Origin of the sequence: Kothea flammea (genome assembly GCF_052161645.1) — a bacterium.
Classification (GTDB): Bacteria; Planctomycetota; Planctomycetia; order Pirellulales; family Pirellulaceae; genus Laterigemmans.
Genome location: NZ_CP197414.1, coordinates 3,921,570 through 3,939,658 on the forward strand (window position 1 = coordinate 3,921,570; position 18,089 = coordinate 3,939,658).

The 18,089-nt window shown below is 58.4% G+C and carries 7 protein-coding genes and 1 pseudogene; all 8 read left to right on the forward strand.

Annotation, left to right across the window (positions count from 1 at the left end; genetic code table 11):
* Positions 1-387 precede the first annotated feature (387 nt).
* The gene (locus SH139x_RS14845) at positions 388-1,887 is read left to right on the forward strand and encodes a sulfatase family protein (protein ID WP_488350563.1); all 1,500 of its coding nucleotides are present in this window, start codon (positions 388-390) and stop codon (positions 1,885-1,887) included.
* A complete protein-coding gene (locus SH139x_RS14850) occupies positions 1,872-6,629 on the forward strand; it encodes an outer membrane protein assembly factor BamB family protein (RefSeq protein WP_488350564.1) in 4,758 nt (1,585 codons plus the stop codon). Before SH139x_RS14845 ends, SH139x_RS14850 begins: the two co-directional genes overlap by 16 nt.
* Positions 6,630-6,824: 195 nt before the next feature.
* Complete coding sequence (locus SH139x_RS14855; RefSeq protein WP_488350565.1) at positions 6,825-7,883, forward strand: AAA family ATPase; 1,059 nt, start codon at positions 6,825-6,827, stop codon at positions 7,881-7,883.
* Entirely contained in the window at positions 7,852-8,781 is a 930-nt protein-coding gene (locus tag SH139x_RS14860; protein ID WP_488350566.1) for a DUF58 domain-containing protein, read from the forward strand. Before SH139x_RS14855 ends, SH139x_RS14860 begins: the two co-directional genes overlap by 32 nt.
* Positions 8,782-8,791: 10 nt before the next feature.
* Positions 8,792-11,113: a BatA domain-containing protein gene (locus SH139x_RS14865; protein ID WP_488350567.1), complete on the forward strand. Its 2,322-nt coding sequence runs from the start codon at positions 8,792-8,794 to the stop codon at positions 11,111-11,113.
* Positions 11,110-14,007 carry a VWA domain-containing protein gene (locus SH139x_RS14870; protein ID WP_488350568.1) on the forward strand — a complete coding sequence of 966 codons (2,898 nt, stop codon included), beginning with the start codon at positions 11,110-11,112 and terminating at the stop codon, positions 14,005-14,007. Before SH139x_RS14865 ends, SH139x_RS14870 begins: the two co-directional genes overlap by 4 nt.
* 9 nt (positions 14,008-14,016) lie before the next feature.
* Positions 14,017-16,464: a polyketide synthase gene (locus SH139x_RS14875; RefSeq protein WP_488350569.1), complete on the forward strand. Its 2,448-nt coding sequence runs from the start codon at positions 14,017-14,019 to the stop codon at positions 16,462-16,464.
* Positions 16,465-17,272: 808 nt separating this feature from the next.
* A pseudogene (locus tag SH139x_RS14880) lies at positions 17,273-17,902 on the forward strand (histone H1-like repetitive region-containing protein); the annotation flags it as partial.
* Positions 17,903-18,089 lie beyond the last annotated feature (187 nt).

The following is an 18,089-nucleotide window of genomic DNA, read 5'->3' on the forward strand; positions in this document are numbered from 1 at the left end:
GAACAGCCACGCGCGCCACCCGGCCAACTCCAAGCCAACTGTAAGCTAACTCAAAACTGCGTCGCAGCCAGTCTGCTAGAATAATAGCCTCGCCGCGGATGTCGAAAAAGCTAAATGGTTTTCGCATGGCTTCTAAACTGTCTGCTAAGATCGGAGTAAAGATCACCTTCAATAGTGCGACGCCCTGACAACATGTTCCCTCGCCAGGCTCTCCGATTTCTCATGTGCTGTTTTCCTATGTGCCTTGCCCAACGAATCCCAACCAAGCTCCCAACCAAGCTCGCAGCTTCGCATCCAGCGTCGAGCGATGCTCGGTCTGCCCACGCTGGGTCGCTCGATCAATCTCCGACATTGGACCGCCAGTGGCGTTGGCTGCGTTTGAGTCTCGTGCTGCTGATCTGCGGAAGTTGGTGCGGACTCGGACAAGCCGCGGAAAAGAACATTATTTTCTTCATCACCGACGACGAGAGTCCCACGCTGGGTTGCTACGGCGATCCAGTGGCCCATTCGCCCGCGCTCGATGTGTTGGCCGCCGACGGGGTGCTATTTCGCAACGCCTTTGCCACCACAGCTTCGTGCAGCGCCAGCCGTTCGGTGGTGATGTCGGGGTTGCACAACCACAAGAATGGTCAGTACGGCCATACGCATCACTTTCACAAATTCGCTTCCTACCACAACGTGGTCAGTCTGGCGCTGCCGCGAGTGCTGGCCAACGTCGGGTATCGAACGGCGCAGATCGGCAAGTATCACGTCGCGCCCGAACCGGTGTACCACTTTGAAACGTACTTATCAGGGCCTGCGCGGAACCCGGTAAAGATGGCTGAGAATTGTCGCGAGTTTCTTGGGGATCGCACTGACGAACGTCCATTCTTTTTGTACTTCGGCACCGCCGATCCGCACCGGGGTGGTGGCCTCGACAAAACATCCGAACTGCGTCTTCAGCCTGACCTGTTTGGCAACCGTCCGAATCGCGAAGCGTATCCGGGAGTGGACGAGGTTTTCTTTGATCCCGCGGAAGTCCCGATTCCTAAATTTCTCCCCGACACGCCGGAAACCCGCAGTGAGCTCGCACAGTACTATCAATCGTGTGCCCGCGTGGATGCTGGTCTCGCCCGTTTAATCGACATCCTCAAAGAGAATGACTTGTATGACAAAACGATGATTGTTTTCACGGCCGATCACGGGATGGCATTTTCGGGCGGCAAAACGACCGTCTACGAACCGGGGCTCCGCGTTCCGCTGGTCGTCCGCAATCCGTACGTGGCAACTCGCGGAGTTGAAACCGCAGCGCTGGTCAGCCACATCGATATCACCCCGACCCTGTTAGATTTTGCGGGGGGACTCGACGCCGCCACGAACGGTCCCAGCAGCTGGGTGAATCCCGATCAATTTTGGCGAGAGCGGGGGGAGGCTCTCAAGGAAAACCGCAGCGGCGGCAACCAGTTTCGAAGCTACCACGGTCGCTCCTGGTTGGCTACGTTGGCGAAGCCCCAGCAGGAGCATTGGGATACCATCTTTGCTTCGCACACGTTCCACGAAATCCAGATGTATTACCCGATGCGGGTGGTGCGAGACAAACAGTACAAACTCATTTGGAATATCGCCCACGGGTTACCCTACCCATTCGCGTCTGATTTATGGGCAGCTTCCAGTTGGCAAGCCCAGTACTTGCAGGGGCCCGATACTCCTTACGGCCAAAAAACGGTCGACCAGTACGTGCATCGCCCGGCCTTTGAACTCTACGATATAGTAAATGATCCCGACGAGACGACAAATTTGGCCGACGACCCCAAGTTTGCCTCGGTGCTGAGCGATTACAAGAATCGTTTGCGTCAGCATCAAGAGGAGATGGAAGATCCGTGGATCATGAAATGGTCGTACGAATAATCAAAAGCAGCAGCGGTGTCAGCAGAATTGACGGCGAAACTCTAGCAAATATGCGGTTCAACATGGCAAGGAATGGTTGGTTGGTGTTGCTGGTCGCCGGTGGCGTCTGGTGGGCTGGGATGTTGCCAGTCGACGCTCAGATTTTTCCCGGCTCGGGAAACGCCTTCGGTTCGCGGGGTCGGTTTAACGCGCCACCGCGAGCGATCGCCCAACGGATTCGGGAAGCGGGGCGCGCGATTGAGCAAGAGCGTTACGGAGATGCCGTCGTCGTTTTGGGCGACCTGTTGGCTCGTGAGACGATCGCCGAGCAGGACGCCGATTTAGCCGGCCAAGACTTTTTCTTGGAAGCCGATAAGACGGCCGGCCAGGTGTCTCGGAGTTTGCTGCGAGAAGCGGAAGATACGCTCGGCAAATTGCCCCCCGCCGGCCTGGAAATTTATGAACTCCGCTACGGGGCGAAAGCGCAGCAGATGCTGGCCACCGCCACCGCAGCCAACGACCGCAAGACGCTCGGTGAAGTGGTGCGGCGTTACTCACACACGCGAGCTGGCCGCCAAGCGGCTTGGTTGGCCGCCGCCCTTGAGATCAGCGAAGGGCGTCCCGTGGCGGCGGTGGCAATCCTGCGTCGCTTAGCCGCGCAACCCGCGGCAAGAAAAGAATTCGGCAGCCCGCTGCTGGTCGCTTTGGCAGAAGCCGAGCACTTGGCTGGCCGCACAGCCGCCGCCGGTGAACATCTACGCGCTGCCGAGCAAGCTGGCTGGGATATCAAACTGGCGGTAGGAAAAAGTGCTCCGCCGGCCGCCGGTGACCAGGCAACTTGGCTGGCGGAAAACTTTGGCAGCACCAGCAAAGCGCGCCCACAACCCGAAGACGCGACACACATGGCGCACGGTGGTCCAGCCGCGATTGGTCCTGGTGCGGGAAGTCTGCCGCTGAGCATGTTTCGCTGGGAATTGCCGACCAGCAACAGCCAGAAACAGCAGCGAGCCTTGGAGAACTTTGCCGCGACGAAAACCGACAACGGCTTGCTTCCACCCGCTTGGTTTCCCATCAAGGTCGGTAACCAACTCCTGATGCGAACCACCGAACGGATGATGGCGGTCGATTTTGAGACGGGGCTGCGGATCTGGGAATATCCCTGGGCGAGCAGCGTGGAAACGGCCGAGCCGGAGATGCTCGGCGGACCAATGTTCATGGCTCCGCCTCAAGACGCCAGCGAACTTTTGATTCAACGTGTCTGGAACGACTTGCCTTATGGCCGACTCAGCAGCGACGGGGAACGCGCTTTTATGCTGATGGACTTGGGAGCGGTGGAAAGCATCGGCTTGGGACCGTTGCGCGCGCAAGCCATTCGCCCCGCCGATACCGGCTCCAACACGCTGGTCGCTTTGGAACTGGCCAGCGAAGGCAAACTCCTGTGGAAGCGTGGCAAGAGCGGCAACGAACCGGAAGAGAACAGCCTCGCTAATGCCTTTTTTATGGGGCCTCCGCTCCCGATCGACGGGCTTTTGTATCAAATGACGGAACTCGCAGGGGACACCTATCTGCTCTGCTTGGATCCTCGTACCGGCAACGAACTTTGGCGACAGCAATTGTTGGCCAACGAAGGGGGCTCGATCCAATCGGATCCTTTGCGACGCGTCGGCGGTGCGATGCCGTCGTACAGTGATGGTGTGTTGGTCTGCCCGACCGCTGGCGGCGCCCTGGTGGCTGTCGACTTAACCAGCCGCGCGTTGTTGTGGGGCCAGTACCTACCGCAAAATGACACCAATGTTCCCATGGGACGCTCGCGTCGCAGCGCTCGTGGCTCCGACTCGCTGGAACTGATGGATCGCTGGTACAGCGGCACCCCCTTAATCGAAGATGGCAAAGTCATCGTGACGCCGATCGAAATGGACGCCCTCTACGGGTTCGATTTGTTGACTGGCGAACCATTGTGGCCTCGGATCTTGCGCAGTGGTTTCAGCTACTTGGCCGGTGTCCGCGGTGGCCAATTTCTGTTGGTCGCCCCGCAGATGGTTCAAGCCTTCGATCTGAACTCAGGTAATCCCACTTGGGCCTCTCCGGTCACGCTCGATGAGGAGCAACAAGTCACCGGCACGGGAGTTTTCGGCGATGGCGTTTACCTGCTGCCAACCAGCGTTCAAGAGATCTGGGAAATCAATCTATCGAGCGGCGAAGTCACGCAGAAACGTAAAGTCAAATTTCCGCTGGGCAATCTGCTGGCCGTCGATGGCAACATCGTCAGTCAAACTGCCACTCAATTGACAGTGGCCTACTCCGAAGATGCACTCCGCGCCGAAGTCCCACAACGGCTGGCCGATAATCCCAATGACGCTTGGGCGATGATCCGACAAGGCGAATTATTGCAAGAACAAGGCGATAACGAACAAGCAATCGATTGGTTCATGCGAGCCCGGGAGCTGATGCCCACCGATGAAGAGGTGCGGAGCCGCTTGGTGGAGGCGATGCTGACGGCGATTCGCAACGGCAAACAGCCCGATCAAGAGACGACCGATTTGCTTGAGTCGCTAATCGAACTTAACCCCCAACGGGTCGAATTATTGCGGCTAAAAACTGCCGATGCGTTGGCTAACGAGCAAGGTCTACAAGCGATCGAACACCTGCTGGCGCTGGCTGGCATCGTGCTCCGTGACGATCGCACCCAACATGTGGCCCAGGCGGACATGTTGTTCAACGGCGAAACGACAGTGGCCAGCTTGGATGCCTGGATCGCCGCGCGAGCCCGTGAAGCTTGGGAATTTACCTCGCCCGACCAGCGGCCGCGGATCACCGCGATGATCGATGCTTTCGCCGCTCCCATGCTGGGTGATCCTCCCTCGGTGCAACGTCGCGCGATCATGCAATTTGGCATCTTCGCCGGCACCGATACGATTCTGGCAGGACTATTCGACACGGCCGTTGACGATGGTGCCTGGGCGGGGGCTGAACGTTATGCTCGCCAAGCGTTGCGGGCTGCCGAACTGCAACAAGATGCTACGCGGCAAGACCGCTGGCGAATCGCCCTCGCCGAGCTTTACTTGAGAGCTGGCTTTGCCGCGGATGCCCGCCAGCAACTCCAGCAATTAACCGACAGCTCGCGGGCCGAAACGGACGAGCTCGAGAAGACCCTGACGACAATGCTGACAACGCCGACTTGGCCCGGTGGAGTGACTATGTCAGCCAGCGCAAGCGAGAACCAGAACTTCGCTCGCGGGAACGATCGCAGCCCCATCGAAGTTGTCGCTCGGCACGGCGAACATTTAAAAAATTGGCACCCTCAAGCCGACCAGAATGGTTCGATCCTGCTGCGGGATCCCCAAGGTATCGATCACCCAGTTCGATTCGATACCGGCGGCGCGAAGAACGATATGATTCAGGCCAACATCGATGGCGGTTTAATGATTCTCTTGATGCCCGACGAATTGATCGCCATCGACCTGATGGCATTTCAGGATCGTCCGGTAGACGGCGTGCTCTGGCGACGCCCTTGGAAAAATCAAATCGATGGAAATGTGCGTTCCCGCAGCGCCCAGACTTTCTTCAAACACAACACCCATCACTACATCCTTAGCCGACGACGCGGCAGCCAATTAACCACCGGCGTGATGCGCATGGGGCCGATCGTCGGTCGACGGTTCTTTCTGTTACAAGACCGTGACTTAATCGCCATCGACGCCACCACCAACGAAGAACTGTGGCGAAGCGAGAATCACGCGGCGGATACCTATTTGATCGCTGACGGGAATCGCGTAGCCGCGGTCTCCGCATCCACGGGCGTGCAAGTCATGCGAGTCGAAGATGGCAAACTGCTGGAAACACTCCCCTGGGAACCCAGCGAGCAAGTCTTCGCCGTGGCCGGTCCGCATGTGCTGACCAAACGCAACGAACCGAGCGAAGACGATCCCGAGAAATACGACCGCGTCGTCCGGCTTCGCGCGCCGATGCAGGATCAAGTGGTCCTGGAAGTGAAAGTGATCGACGACGAAAATCCAAATTTCGAGGGAGCTTTTGCCAAATTAATCGATGGGCAACGGATGGTTATGGTCACCGCCGAAGGACGATTACTGGTTTGGGATCTGCTCCGCGGCGTGGCGATCGCCGACCATGAAGTCACTTTGCCGAGCGAGTTAAGTGACATCAATGTGATCACATGGGAAGATGCTTGGCTTGTCGCTGCGGTGCGTCGTGAACACCGGAAAACGCCGGAAGACAGTTCGGCCATCGGCAAATTTCACGAAGTTGGCGAACATGTGGACACTGACGGTCCTATCTTTTGTATCAACCGCAGCGACGGCACGCTGCGTTGGCAATTGGAACTGGACAGCCCTTGGGGGGTGACCATTGATCAAGCCGCCAGCAGCCCGCTGCTATTCCTCAGCAGGTCCTTTCGAGAGTTTTCCACGACCCAGAAAGGGACCCGAACCTTGGATTTATTGGCAATCGACACTCGAACCGGAGAGCCGGTGATCCGCGTAGATCAAATGGAAGTCGACAGTAAGTTCAATAACATTGGTACGCGGAGCCTGGTCGCCGCCGACCTGGGAGTCGTTGACGTGCGAGTTGAAAATTACAATTTTCTGTTTCGTTTTGCCGATCCGCCCGCCGCCCAGTTACCACTGGTCTATGATTCTGAAGACGTTTCGCGGATGCACGCGCAGGCGGCCGAGGCAAATGCTGCCAATCAGCGTGACGCGTTGGGATTGCCGGCACTGGCGCCATTGGACGGAGACGGCCGCTAAGCGGCGGCAGTAGCAAAAAGGGTGGACAGGCGGGACTGATTTTGGAGAAGTCCAAAAGGGCGAGTGCATTATGTCACTCGCCGGTGTTAAATTCTTGTTATCTTAGGAAGGTAGACGGTCGCAGCTGTAGGACGCCAACGTCTAGTTGGCCCCTCGTCTGCAACGTAGTTTGCATCACCATGAGAAAGGGATCGGATGATTGCAGGGACCGAGACGACGGAACTGAAACCGGAAGATGCCGAGCTGTTGGCGCAAGCTAAGCGAAGCATCACGGAGCAGCTGGGTCAGATCATTGTCGGCCAACGCGAAGTCATCGACGAACTGTTGATCTGTTTGTTCAGTCGCGGTCACTGTCTGCTGGAAGGGGTCCCCGGGTTGGCCAAGACGCTGATGATCAGCACGCTGGCCAAGACGATGGATCTATCGTTCAGCCGAGTGCAGTTTACTCCCGACTTGATGCCGGCCGACGTGACTGGCACCGAAATCATCGAAGAGGATCGGGCGACCGGCCATCGCGAAATGCGGTTTATGGAAGGGCCATTGTTTGCCAACGTGATTTTGGCTGACGAAATCAACCGCACACCGCCCAAAACCCAAGCCGCGTTGCTCGAAGCAATGCAGGAGCGAACCGTCACGATTGGCCGCACTCGGCACGAGTTATCGGATCCGTTCTTTGTGTTGGCGACGCAGAACCCGATCGAGCAGGAAGGGACCTATCCCTTGCCAGAAGCTCAGCAAGACCGGTTCATGTTTAAGATATTCGTCGACTACCCCAGTTTTGACGAAGAGTTCGAAGTGGCTCGGCGGACGACCGGCGGCGTTACCGCCACCGTCAAGCCGGTGCTCAGTGGCGAAGACATTTTGCGTCTGCAGCGTGTCGTGCGGCAGGTGCCTGTTAGTGATCACGTGGTGCGTTACGCGTTGTCGCTGGTTCGGCAAACCCGAATCGGCACTGCGGGCGTTCCTGATTTTGTTGAAGAACTTGTCGGCTGGGGGGCGGGACCTCGGGCAGTTCAGTATTTGATTTTGGGTGGCAAAGCCAGGGCACTTCTGGAAGGCCGCTTTCACGTTGCGATCGAAGACATCCAGCACTTGGCTCGTCCCGTGCTCCGTCACCGCATGGTGGTGAATTTTACCGCCGAGAGTGATGGCATCACCAGCGACCAAGTGATCGACCGCATTATCGCTGCAACCCCGACCTCCGAAGATGATCTGACCCGCGATGCCCGATTCCAAAAAATCTTCGCCTCCTAAGGACGCGACGCGTTTGCTTCGCCCCGAGGCGACTGGACGGATCCGACGGCTGGAATTGCTGGCTCGAAGAACCGTCGAAGGTTTTATGTCGGGGATGCACCGCAGTCCTTACTTTGGCCAATCGGTTGAGTTTCTCCAACACCGTCAATATGTCGCCGGCGATGATCTGCGACACATCGATTGGAAGGTTTGGGGGCGGCAAGACCGGCTGGTCATTAAACAGTTCGAGGAAGAGACGAACTTTCGGCTGCACATGTTGCTGGATACTTCAGCCAGCATGAATTACGGCAAAGATGACCAAAACAAATACGAGTACGCGGCCGCGATCGCCGCCTGCATGGCCTATTTGGCTGGTCTCCAACAGGACGCCGCCGGGCTTTACACGTTTGATGCCAAAGTCCGTTCGTCGCTACCCTCACGCACCGGCCGCACGCAACTCTCCCGCATCTTGTCGGTGCTCGACGGGCCCAGCCAACATCGCGAAACCGACTTGGCCGCGGCCGTTCGCGAAGTCATCGCCACGATTCCGCGGCGGGGGGTGGTTTGCGTGATTTCCGATTTGCTGGGCGTCGACAATTTGCTCGACGGCCTGCGAATGCTGCGTCAACGCGGGCATGACGTGATCGTGTTTCATCTGCTGCATCGCGACGAGGTTGAATTTCCCTTCACCGGCGCCACGCGATTCGAGGGGCTCGAAGGGATCGATCATCTCAACTGTAACCCCCGTGCCCTGCGGGAAGGTTACTTAGAAGCGCTGCATGCTTTCCTCGAGCAAACCCGCCGCACCTGCGGCCGCCTGTCGATCGACTATATCGAGGTTAAGACCGACGAACCGTTGGACGCCATCTTGGCTAAATTCCTAGCGGCTCGCAAACTTCTGCCCAACCTGAGAGGTTAAACCTCACCCCATGCAATTTTTGTTTCCCGCCTTGGCAGCTGGCTTTCTGTTTCTCGCGGTGCCCCCTTTGGTGCACTTGATTAACATGCTGCGCCATCGTCGCCAACAGTGGGCCGCGATGGAATTTTTGCTGGCCAGTTACCGGAAACAACGGCGTTGGATTATTCTCCGCCAGTTGCTGTTGCTGTTGGCGCGGCTGGGCGTTGCCGCGTTGTTGATTGCCATGTTGGCGGGATGGTCCGGCGGTTCCGGCTGGCTCGATGCCTTGGGAGGCAAGACGACGCATCACGTGGTGGTGCTGGACGATAGTTTTTCAATGAGCGACACCAGCGGCGGGGCGGCCGCCTATGACCGCGCCCTCTCGGCACTCGATGGGCTCGCCAGGCGATTGGCCATTGCCGAGGGCAAACATCAACTTACCGTCATCCGCTCCAGCCGCGCGGCTTTGGTGATTCGCGGTGGATCGGAAGCGGCCGATGCAGCAGCCGATATGAGCGCGGCGGAACTCGGCGCCGATCTGCGAGCGGTCGAACGGATGATGGCGACGCGGCCCAGTCCATTGGACGATGATTGCGGTGCCGCGTTGAAGCTGGCCGGCGATTTAGTCAAAGCGACCGACGCGAATCGCACTGTCCTGTACGTGATGAGCGATCTGCGGGAGGCTGATTGGAAGTCCCCGGAAACCTCCAAAGAAGCCCTCAATAATCTTGTTCGCCTGGGGACCGAGCTGAGGATGATCGATTGCGCCGTTGCCCCCGCCACGAATCTAGCTGTCACCAATTTGGAGCCTCTTCCTGATGTTTGGGTCGCTGGGGTCCCGGTCGTGTTTCGCGTCACCGTCGCCAATTATGGTTCCACGCCAGCACGCAACGTGAACTTGGCGACCAAAGTATTTCGCTATGGCTCGGCGGCGACCACCTTTGATCCCACCGAACGACTTTCGGGCAGCAGCGAACCTTTGCCGGCTGTCGTCTTCGAGGAGATTGCGGCGGGCGGAACCGCTACGAAACAGTTTCAAGTCTATCTGGCCGATGCCGGCACGCACGCGGTCGAAGTGGAATTGCCGGAAGATACGGTCTTGATCGATAACCGCCGCGCCGCCACCTTGCCACTGACCGATGCCTCAAAAGTTTTGATCGTCGATGGCGACCTCGACGGACGTGGCGCGTTTCACGTTGCCGCAGTGCTCGACCCGGGCGGTCAAGTCCGCACCGGAGCGCTGCCCGATGTGCGGCCCCCCTCTTTCCTGCGGACTGCCCAAGCCAGCGACTTGGCCGAGTACCGAGCGATTTACTGCCTCGACCTGCCGGAGATTGATGGCAACACGGCCGATGCGTTGCAAACTTATGTGAACAATGGTGGCGGTTTGACTTGGTTCATTGGCGAGCAAGCGGTTCTCAATCGCTATAACGAAACACTCCGCACGGCCACTCGTCAACTGTTGCCCGGCACCTTAACCGAGCCCATCGACCTTGATCTCAGCGGCGCGACAGGTACACCTGACATGGTGCTCGGGGAAGCCCATCCCCTGTCTGCTCCTTTGGCTGCCGTGGGGGATGCCGCCATGGCGTTAGTCAGCGTGCGCCGCAGCGTGGGGATTGAGTTTCCAGCAACAACGGATGCACCGGTTAGCCGGATTTTCAACCGCCGCGACGGCGAACCATTGGTCCTCCAACACGACGTGGGTGCGGGACGAGTCGTGACGGTCCTGACCGGCCTAACCTCGGCTTGGACAAACTGGACCAGCGATCCGACTTTCGTCGTCTTCTTGTTGCGCACCAACGCCTACCTTTGGTCTGCCGCCGTGCCGGAGACTTCGAGCCGCGTCGATCAAGCGATGCGTTTGGCATTGCCGGCTGACCAATACGCTCGCCCGGTCTTTTATTTGGCCGCCGTCGATGCGGCTCCGCGAATCCCGGTTGAAGAACAAGCCCAACCGGGAGACGACGATGCCATCTTGGAAATTACTTTTGATCCCTTGCTCGCCACCATCGAAGGCCGCAGCAACCTCGATGCGATGCTACAACCGGGGATCTCGGAGTATTGGCTCACGCGACTCGACGGGTCTCCGGAAGTTCGCTTAGACGCAGCCACAGTTACAGCCAGCGAGGGCAATTTAGCGAGGGCCGACCGGGGAGAGTTGCGATTAGCCATGCAACCCCTGGCACTCACCTTTAACGAGGCGGAAGATGTCATCGCAGCGGAAGAAGGAGGTGGTGGTGGCTTGGTGCCGCTGATCTTGCTGAGCCTGTTGGTGCTCGGCTTGGTCTGCGAACAAACTTTAGGCTACTTTGCCAGTTATCACACGCCTGCGGTCGGAGCCAAAGCATGAACGAAGCAATGAATGGCGCCGCCCAAGAAGAAATTGTTTACACGCTCAGCCGCACCGCTTGGTTGACCGGCTGGTGGTCGTGGGCCGCAGCGATCGCGCTGATCGGCTTGCTGATCTACTTTACGGTCCGTCTCTATCGACGCGACACGGTCGAGCTGCCCACCGCCACCCGCTGGACCTTGATCATTCTGCGGTTGGCTGTGATCGCTGGCTTGATCTTGTTCCTGCTGGGGATCGAGCGTCGCAATCGCCAGCGGATCACGCGCCCCAGCGAAGTGGCCGTGTTGGTCGATACCAGCCAAAGCATGTCACTTCCCCAAGACGATCAGCCGGGCAGCCTCAGCCGAATGGAAGCGGCCACCGAACTGCTGACCCAAACGCCCCTGCTCGAGCAACTGGCCAATAACCATCGCGTGACGCTCTATACGTTCGACGCCACTGGAGAACTGAACGAGGTGCTGGTTTCGAACCTCGCCGCCGATTCGCCCGACTCCGCGGCACAACCACAGGCGCCCTTGGCGACGGCCGACGATCTGACAGCCAGCGGCGAAAGCTCGACGACGACATCCCCAGCGAATGCATGGGCCTTGCTAGCTGCCGCCGGCCTAATGCTCACGGTGCTCGGGATGGTGCTGGTCGCGGTGCTGCAGCTGACTGGCAAAGGCACATTGGCGACGCCCCTGTTGCTCGCCACCGCAATCTTGATGCTGGTCAGCGGCACGACGCTCGGCACCAGCTGGGCGATCCACACCGAGGCCACCTTGGCGTCGCTGTTGGGGCTGCCCAGCGGCGATGCCGAGCCTGCCGCCGACGCCAATTCGCAACCTGAGAACGCGAGTCCAGACGCGAATCCAAGTCGCGATGCCGAGCAACTCGACCTGGACACGATGGAACAACGCTTGGCTCGCGTCAATTGGGAGGGCGTGCTGGTGGCTGCCGGGGGCGAGTCGCGAATTGGCGATGCCATGCGAGCGGCACTCGGTCGCCACGACCCGGCCACGCTCGCCGCAATGGTGCTGCTGACCGACGGTCAAAACAACGGCGGCACGCCTCCGCTGGCTGTCGCTTCGCTGGTCTCCCGCGGCGGTGCGGCTGTATATCCGATCGGCTTCGGCTCGGCCAAACCTCCCGTCAACATCCGCTTAGTCGATCTCGACGTGCCCCGCCGGGTTTATCCCGGTGATAAATTTGCCCTCAGCGCAGTGCTGCAAGGCAGTGGCCCGGGGCCGATGACCGTGCAAGTCCAATTGCTCGATGAAGCGGACCCCGACGCCAGCGAGGGAACACCGTCAGCCGACGCGTCGGAGGACGCCAGCGATGAAGCTGCGGAAACAGGCGAACTCGTCGACAGCCGCGAAGTCACAGTCCCGAGCGACGGCACCTTGGTGGGAGTCCAGTTTGAGATGGAACCCCAATCCGTCGGCCGCCGTCGCCTAACGGTTCGCGTGGTCCCGCCAGCCGGTGATCAAAACGCCAAAGACAACGCCCAACGCGCCCGCTACGAAGTTGTCAGCCGCCGACTTCGCACCCTGTTGGTGGCCGGCGGACCGATGCGTGAATATCGCTTTGTGCGAAATCTGCTGTACCGCGATCCCTCGGTCGAAGTCGACGTTTGGCTGCAAACCGGTCAACCCGGCATGAGCCAAGACGCGGACAAGATTCTGACTAGCTTTCCAGCCACCGCCGAAGCACTTTTTGAGTACGACGCCATCGTGGCTTTCGATCCCGACTGGATGATGCTGGATGACAACCAATTTCAGTTGCTCGACCAATGGTTGAGCCGTCAAGCGGGCGGGATGGTGTTGGTCAGCGGTCCCGTTTACATGCCCCAGTGGATGCGTCAGCGAACCGATCCTCGCATCGGTTTGGTCCGCGACTTCTATCCGGTCCGATTGCCCAACCGCGGGCCGCTGCTTTCCGCCGGCCGCACCGGTGGTGAGAACGCCTATCCGTTAAAGTTCGCCGCCGATGCCGAGAGAGCCGATTTTCTCAATCTCGAGGATGAGACCTCAGGTTCCGCAGCCAGCTGGGAAAGTTTTGGTGGAGTCTATGATTACGTCGGTGACCAGGGTGCCAAACCGGGCGCTAAGGTTTACGCATACTTTATGGATCCCTCGGCCGCCATCGATGATCAATTACCCGTCTACTTGGCTTCCCAGTTTTACGGAGCGGGACGCGTGTTTTTTCAGGGCAGCGGAGAGATGTGGCGTCTGCGTGGCGTGAGTGTGCCTGCCTTCGACGCCTATTACACGAAGCTGATCCGCTGGGTTTCCGAAGGGCGTCTGCTCCGTGATAGCAACCGCGGTATCTTGCTGGTGGACCGCCCGCGAGCGATGGTCGGGGACACGATCACCGTGCGAGCGATTTTGACCGACGAACAATTTCAGCCACTTCGCCTTCCCCAAGTCGAAGCCAAATTGTTGACTCCCTCGGGCCGCACCGAATCGGTCCGACTTGCACCGCTGGCGGGTGAACCTCGTGAAGGCACCTACACGGGCCGTTTTCTGATTCGCGAACCGGGTGCTTTTGAGCTCCGCGTCACGCTCGGCAACGCGCTCGACGAAGATGTGTTGCGACAACCGATCCAAGCCAAACTTCCTACCTTAGAATTAGAACGGCCCAGGCGAAACGACGAGGTGTTGCGGGCGATGGCAAGCACCACCGGCGGCAATTATTTTCCACTATCTTCCGACGAAGAGGATTTCGCCGACTCGTCCGCATCCGTCGACCCGCTGAGCCTCGTTAACACCATTGAGCCCCAACCACAACTGACCATCCTTCCCGGCACTCCAGACCGAGACTTTCAACAACGACACAACGCCAGCCTAATGTGGCTGCTATGCTCGCTGTTGACCATGGAATGGATGGTCCGACGCTTGAACCGATTGGCATAGTATCCCGGCATGGCCGCAGAAAAAAACAACCCGCTAAATCCGCAAATCAGCTCGCTGCTGCGTGAGTTGCGACGCAAAATTCGTCGCTACATTACGATTGATGCCGCGTTGGCTGCGGTGGCTGTGATTGTCATCGCCTTCTGGCTGGGGCTGGCGATCGATTTCCTGCCTGTCAAATTAGGCGGCACCGAAATGCCTCGCTCGGCGCGGGCTGTGTTGCTGTTCTTCGCTGTCGGGGTGCTGGCCACCGTTATCATCCGCTTCTTCTTTCGTCGCATGTTTCGCCGACTTCCAGACGAAAGTTTGGCACTCTTGCTCGAACGCCATCATCCACAACTCGGCGGTCGTCTGATCACGGCGGTTCAGCTGAATCGCCCCCGCAAGACCGGCGACCTGCATTCCCCAATGTTGCTGCAACTGGTGCACGACGAAGCAACCGCAGCCAGTCAAACGGTCGAGACCGGCAAAGTCCTCCGCAGCAAACCGTTGTGGTCCAAAGCAGCTGTGGTGTTTCCCCTGTTGCTGGGAGTCGCCGCGTTAGGACTAGCCAGTCCAGCAACGCTCAAGCAAGCCACCGCGCGGTTGCTGTTGACCAGCGATGATCCCTGGCCGCGACGCGCCAAGCTGAGAATGGTCGGTGTCGAAGTCCCCTTGGTGTCCGCTAGCGAACAAGGATCCCGCGATGCCGTTCGCTTGCTGACTTTCGAAGATCGCGTCGTTCGCATCGCCCGCGGTGGTGGTGCCACCCTGCGAATTGAAGCGCAAGCCGATGACGCCGAAGTGCCCGAAGTCTGCACCATGTATTATCAAACCGCCAGCGGAGTTCGCGGCCAAGTTAACATGCGGCGGTTGGGACGGGTCCGCGATGGCTATCAATCATTCGCGATCGATGGCCCACCACTGGCTGGTATCACGGAAGATTTACAGATTTCCATCCGCGGCCTTGATGCGCGTCTCGATGACTACCGGATCGTCGCGGTCGACGCTCCCAATATCACCCAATTAACGGTCGAAGCCAGCTATCCGGCCTACCTCCGCGAACCAGGCTTGATTGGCCCAGATCGCATTACCAACTACCAACCCGGTCTGCGAATTCGCGAAGGTACCAACGTGCGTCTGGTCGGTTCCAGCAGCACTCCAGTCGCTTCCGTCGAAGCGGCCGTGACGAGCGGGGATGGTAACAGCGAAGTAGTCCCAGTGGACATCGCTCCCGATGGTCTCAGCTTTACCCTCGCCCTGGCCGACTTGCGGGCTCCGACAACGGTGGTGATGGTCCCCGTCGACAGTGATTTAATTTCCGCCCCCAGTCCCTACCGATACTACTTGGGAGTCGTCAACGATGCGGCCCCCGAAGTGCAAATGCGACTCCGCGGTATCGGCGCGGCGGTCACTCCCGAAGTGCGAATACCACTATTCGGTTCCGCACAAGACGATTACGGCTTGGCCGAGCTATCCATCCAACTTGCCGCGGTGGGCGAGCAACCACAACCGCTGCACAGCCTCCTGGCGGTTCCCGATCGCGAAGGAGCCTTCACCGCTGAGATCGATATTCGGGATCTAGCTAACGCCAAACAAATTCCCCGCCCGCAACCTGGCGACAAATGGAATCTGTTCGCGGAAGCCCGCGATGCCTACGATCTTTCCACACCGCACCTCACGCGCAGCCAATTACTTTCCTTAGAAGTCGTCACCCCCGAGCAACTGCTGGCGGTGCTCGAACGTCGCGAATTGGGTCTCCGCTCACGTTTGGAACAGACTATTTCCGAAATGGAACTGCTCCGTGATGCCCTCGATTTGCTCAGCCGCGAAGGTTGGCTCCCCCTGACAGACCTCCGCCAATCGGGCGTTTTGCATCATCCCGGCTTTGACCAGCTTGCACCATTTTCACCCGCTCCGCGGCAAAACCCAGCACACTTGGTCGCCTTCCAACAATCACCCCAAACGGGTGGCGAACTGAAGGATGCCGACGAATCTGGGGAACCGGAAACCGCCCGAGCCGTCCAACTATTGAAGCTGCGAATCCAGCAAGCCGGTTTGCAGGCCACCAAGACGGCCGACGAATTGACCGGCGTCGCCGCCGGTGTCGACGATATTTTGCTGGAAATGACCAATAATCGCGTCGATACGCCCGATCGCAGCGAGCGGATTGCCTCGGGAGTTCGCGATCCGCTGCGACAAATTGTTGACCAGCCACTGGCGAAGCTGCGAACACAACTCGAAGCCTTACTCGAATTGGCCGAATCACCAACTTCAGGCCCAGCGTCCGCGGGCCAGACCGTTCGCCAAGCGGAAGAAGTGCTGCTGCAATTAAATGCCGTTTTAGAGAAAATGCTGGACCTGGAAAGCTACAATGAGGTACTCGATTTGGTCCGCGGGTTGATCGAAAACCAAGAAAACTTAATCGAAGAGACAGAGAAGGCGCGAAAGCAGGCGATCCAAGATTTGTTCCGCCAATAAACGAACGGTGAGCCTATCAGCGCACCACTTTCAACAGGCCAGCGATCATGCCAGGATTCCCAATGATCAATGCATCCTATCGACCGGCATCCTATCGACCGGCAGTTTATCGAACACTGTTCAGCGGTCTCGCCGGCGCGCTGCTGTTCTTTTGCTGGCAAAATGCCAGTCATGCACAAGCGGCCAACCCACAATCCTCGGCAGCTCAAGCGTTTAACGACCAACCGCTCGCCGAGCGGCAAGATCAATTGGCCGAACGGTATCGCAAAGTCGAAGAGTTGCTGCTGCGGTTAGCCGACGTCGAAGCGGCGGAGAATCCGGAACGAGCCGCGTTACTGCGACGTGCGGCCCGACAGTCCCGCGAGAAATTCATTCTCGATCGCCTGGAAACAGCCGCCGGGTCACTCTCAACACAACAATATCAAGCTGCTATCGACAATCAGGCTGCAGCCCAAGCCGAACTCAGTTCTTTGCTGAAGCTGCTGATGACCGAAGATCGTCCCCAACGCCTTCGTAATGAAAAAGAAAAGATCAGCAACTGGATCAAAGAACTCAAGCGGATGAATCGCTCCGAAAGAGCCACCCGCGCGCGAACCGAGAACGGTGCCGAGCTTGACGATGTGGAGTCCGAACAAAAATCAATTACCGAACGCGCACGCGAAGTTGAACGCCAACTAGCGGAGGATGCTGAAACGGAAAACGGCGATTCATCCGACGCTGAAGATCAACAAGAAGGCCAACAGCAAGAAGGCCAACAGCAAGAAGGCCAACAACAAGAAGGCCAACAACAAGAAGGCCAACAACAAGAAGGCCAACAACAAGAAGGCCAACAACAAGAAGGCCAACCGCAAGAAGGCCAACAGCAAGAGGGCCAACAACAAGAGGGCCAACAACAAGAAGGCCAACAGCAAGAGGGCCAACAGCAAGAGGGCCAACAACAAGAGGGCCAACAGCAAGAAGGCCAACAGCAAGAAGGCCAACAGCAAGAGGGCCAACAGCAAGAGGGCCAACAGCAAGAAGGCCAACAGCAAGAGGGCCAACAACAAGAGGGCCAACAACAAGAGGGCCAACAACAAGAAGGCCAACAGCAAGAAGGCCAACAACAAGAAGGCCAACAACAAGAAGGCCAACAGCAAGAAGGCCAACAGCAAGAAGGCCAACAGCAAGAAGGCCAACAACAAGAAGGCCAACAGCAAGAAGAAGCCGCTCCGAAGACTCCTCAAGAGGCTGCCCAACGCGCCGTCGAACGAGCTCGCGAAAGGATGGAGGAGGCCGAGAAAAAATTAAAAGAAGCGAAACGAGACGAGGCAGTGGAGGCTCAACGTCAAGCCGAACAGGAGTTGCGCACCGCCATCGAAGACTTGGAGAGAATTCTTCGCCAGCTACGCGAGGAAGAGATGCTGCGCGAACTCGAAAGGCTGGAGTCGCGTTTGCGTGAAATGGCTCAGATGCAATCTCAAGTGCTCGACAAAACGCGACAGTTGGCGAACACGCCGGTTGAACAACGCGAGCGGCAAACTGATATTCGTGCCGGTAACCTTGCTTTTGAAGAAAAGAAGATTGTGCTCGAGGCTGATCGGGCGATTTTGTTGCTCCGCGAGGAAGGTTCCAGCGTCGCTTTCCCC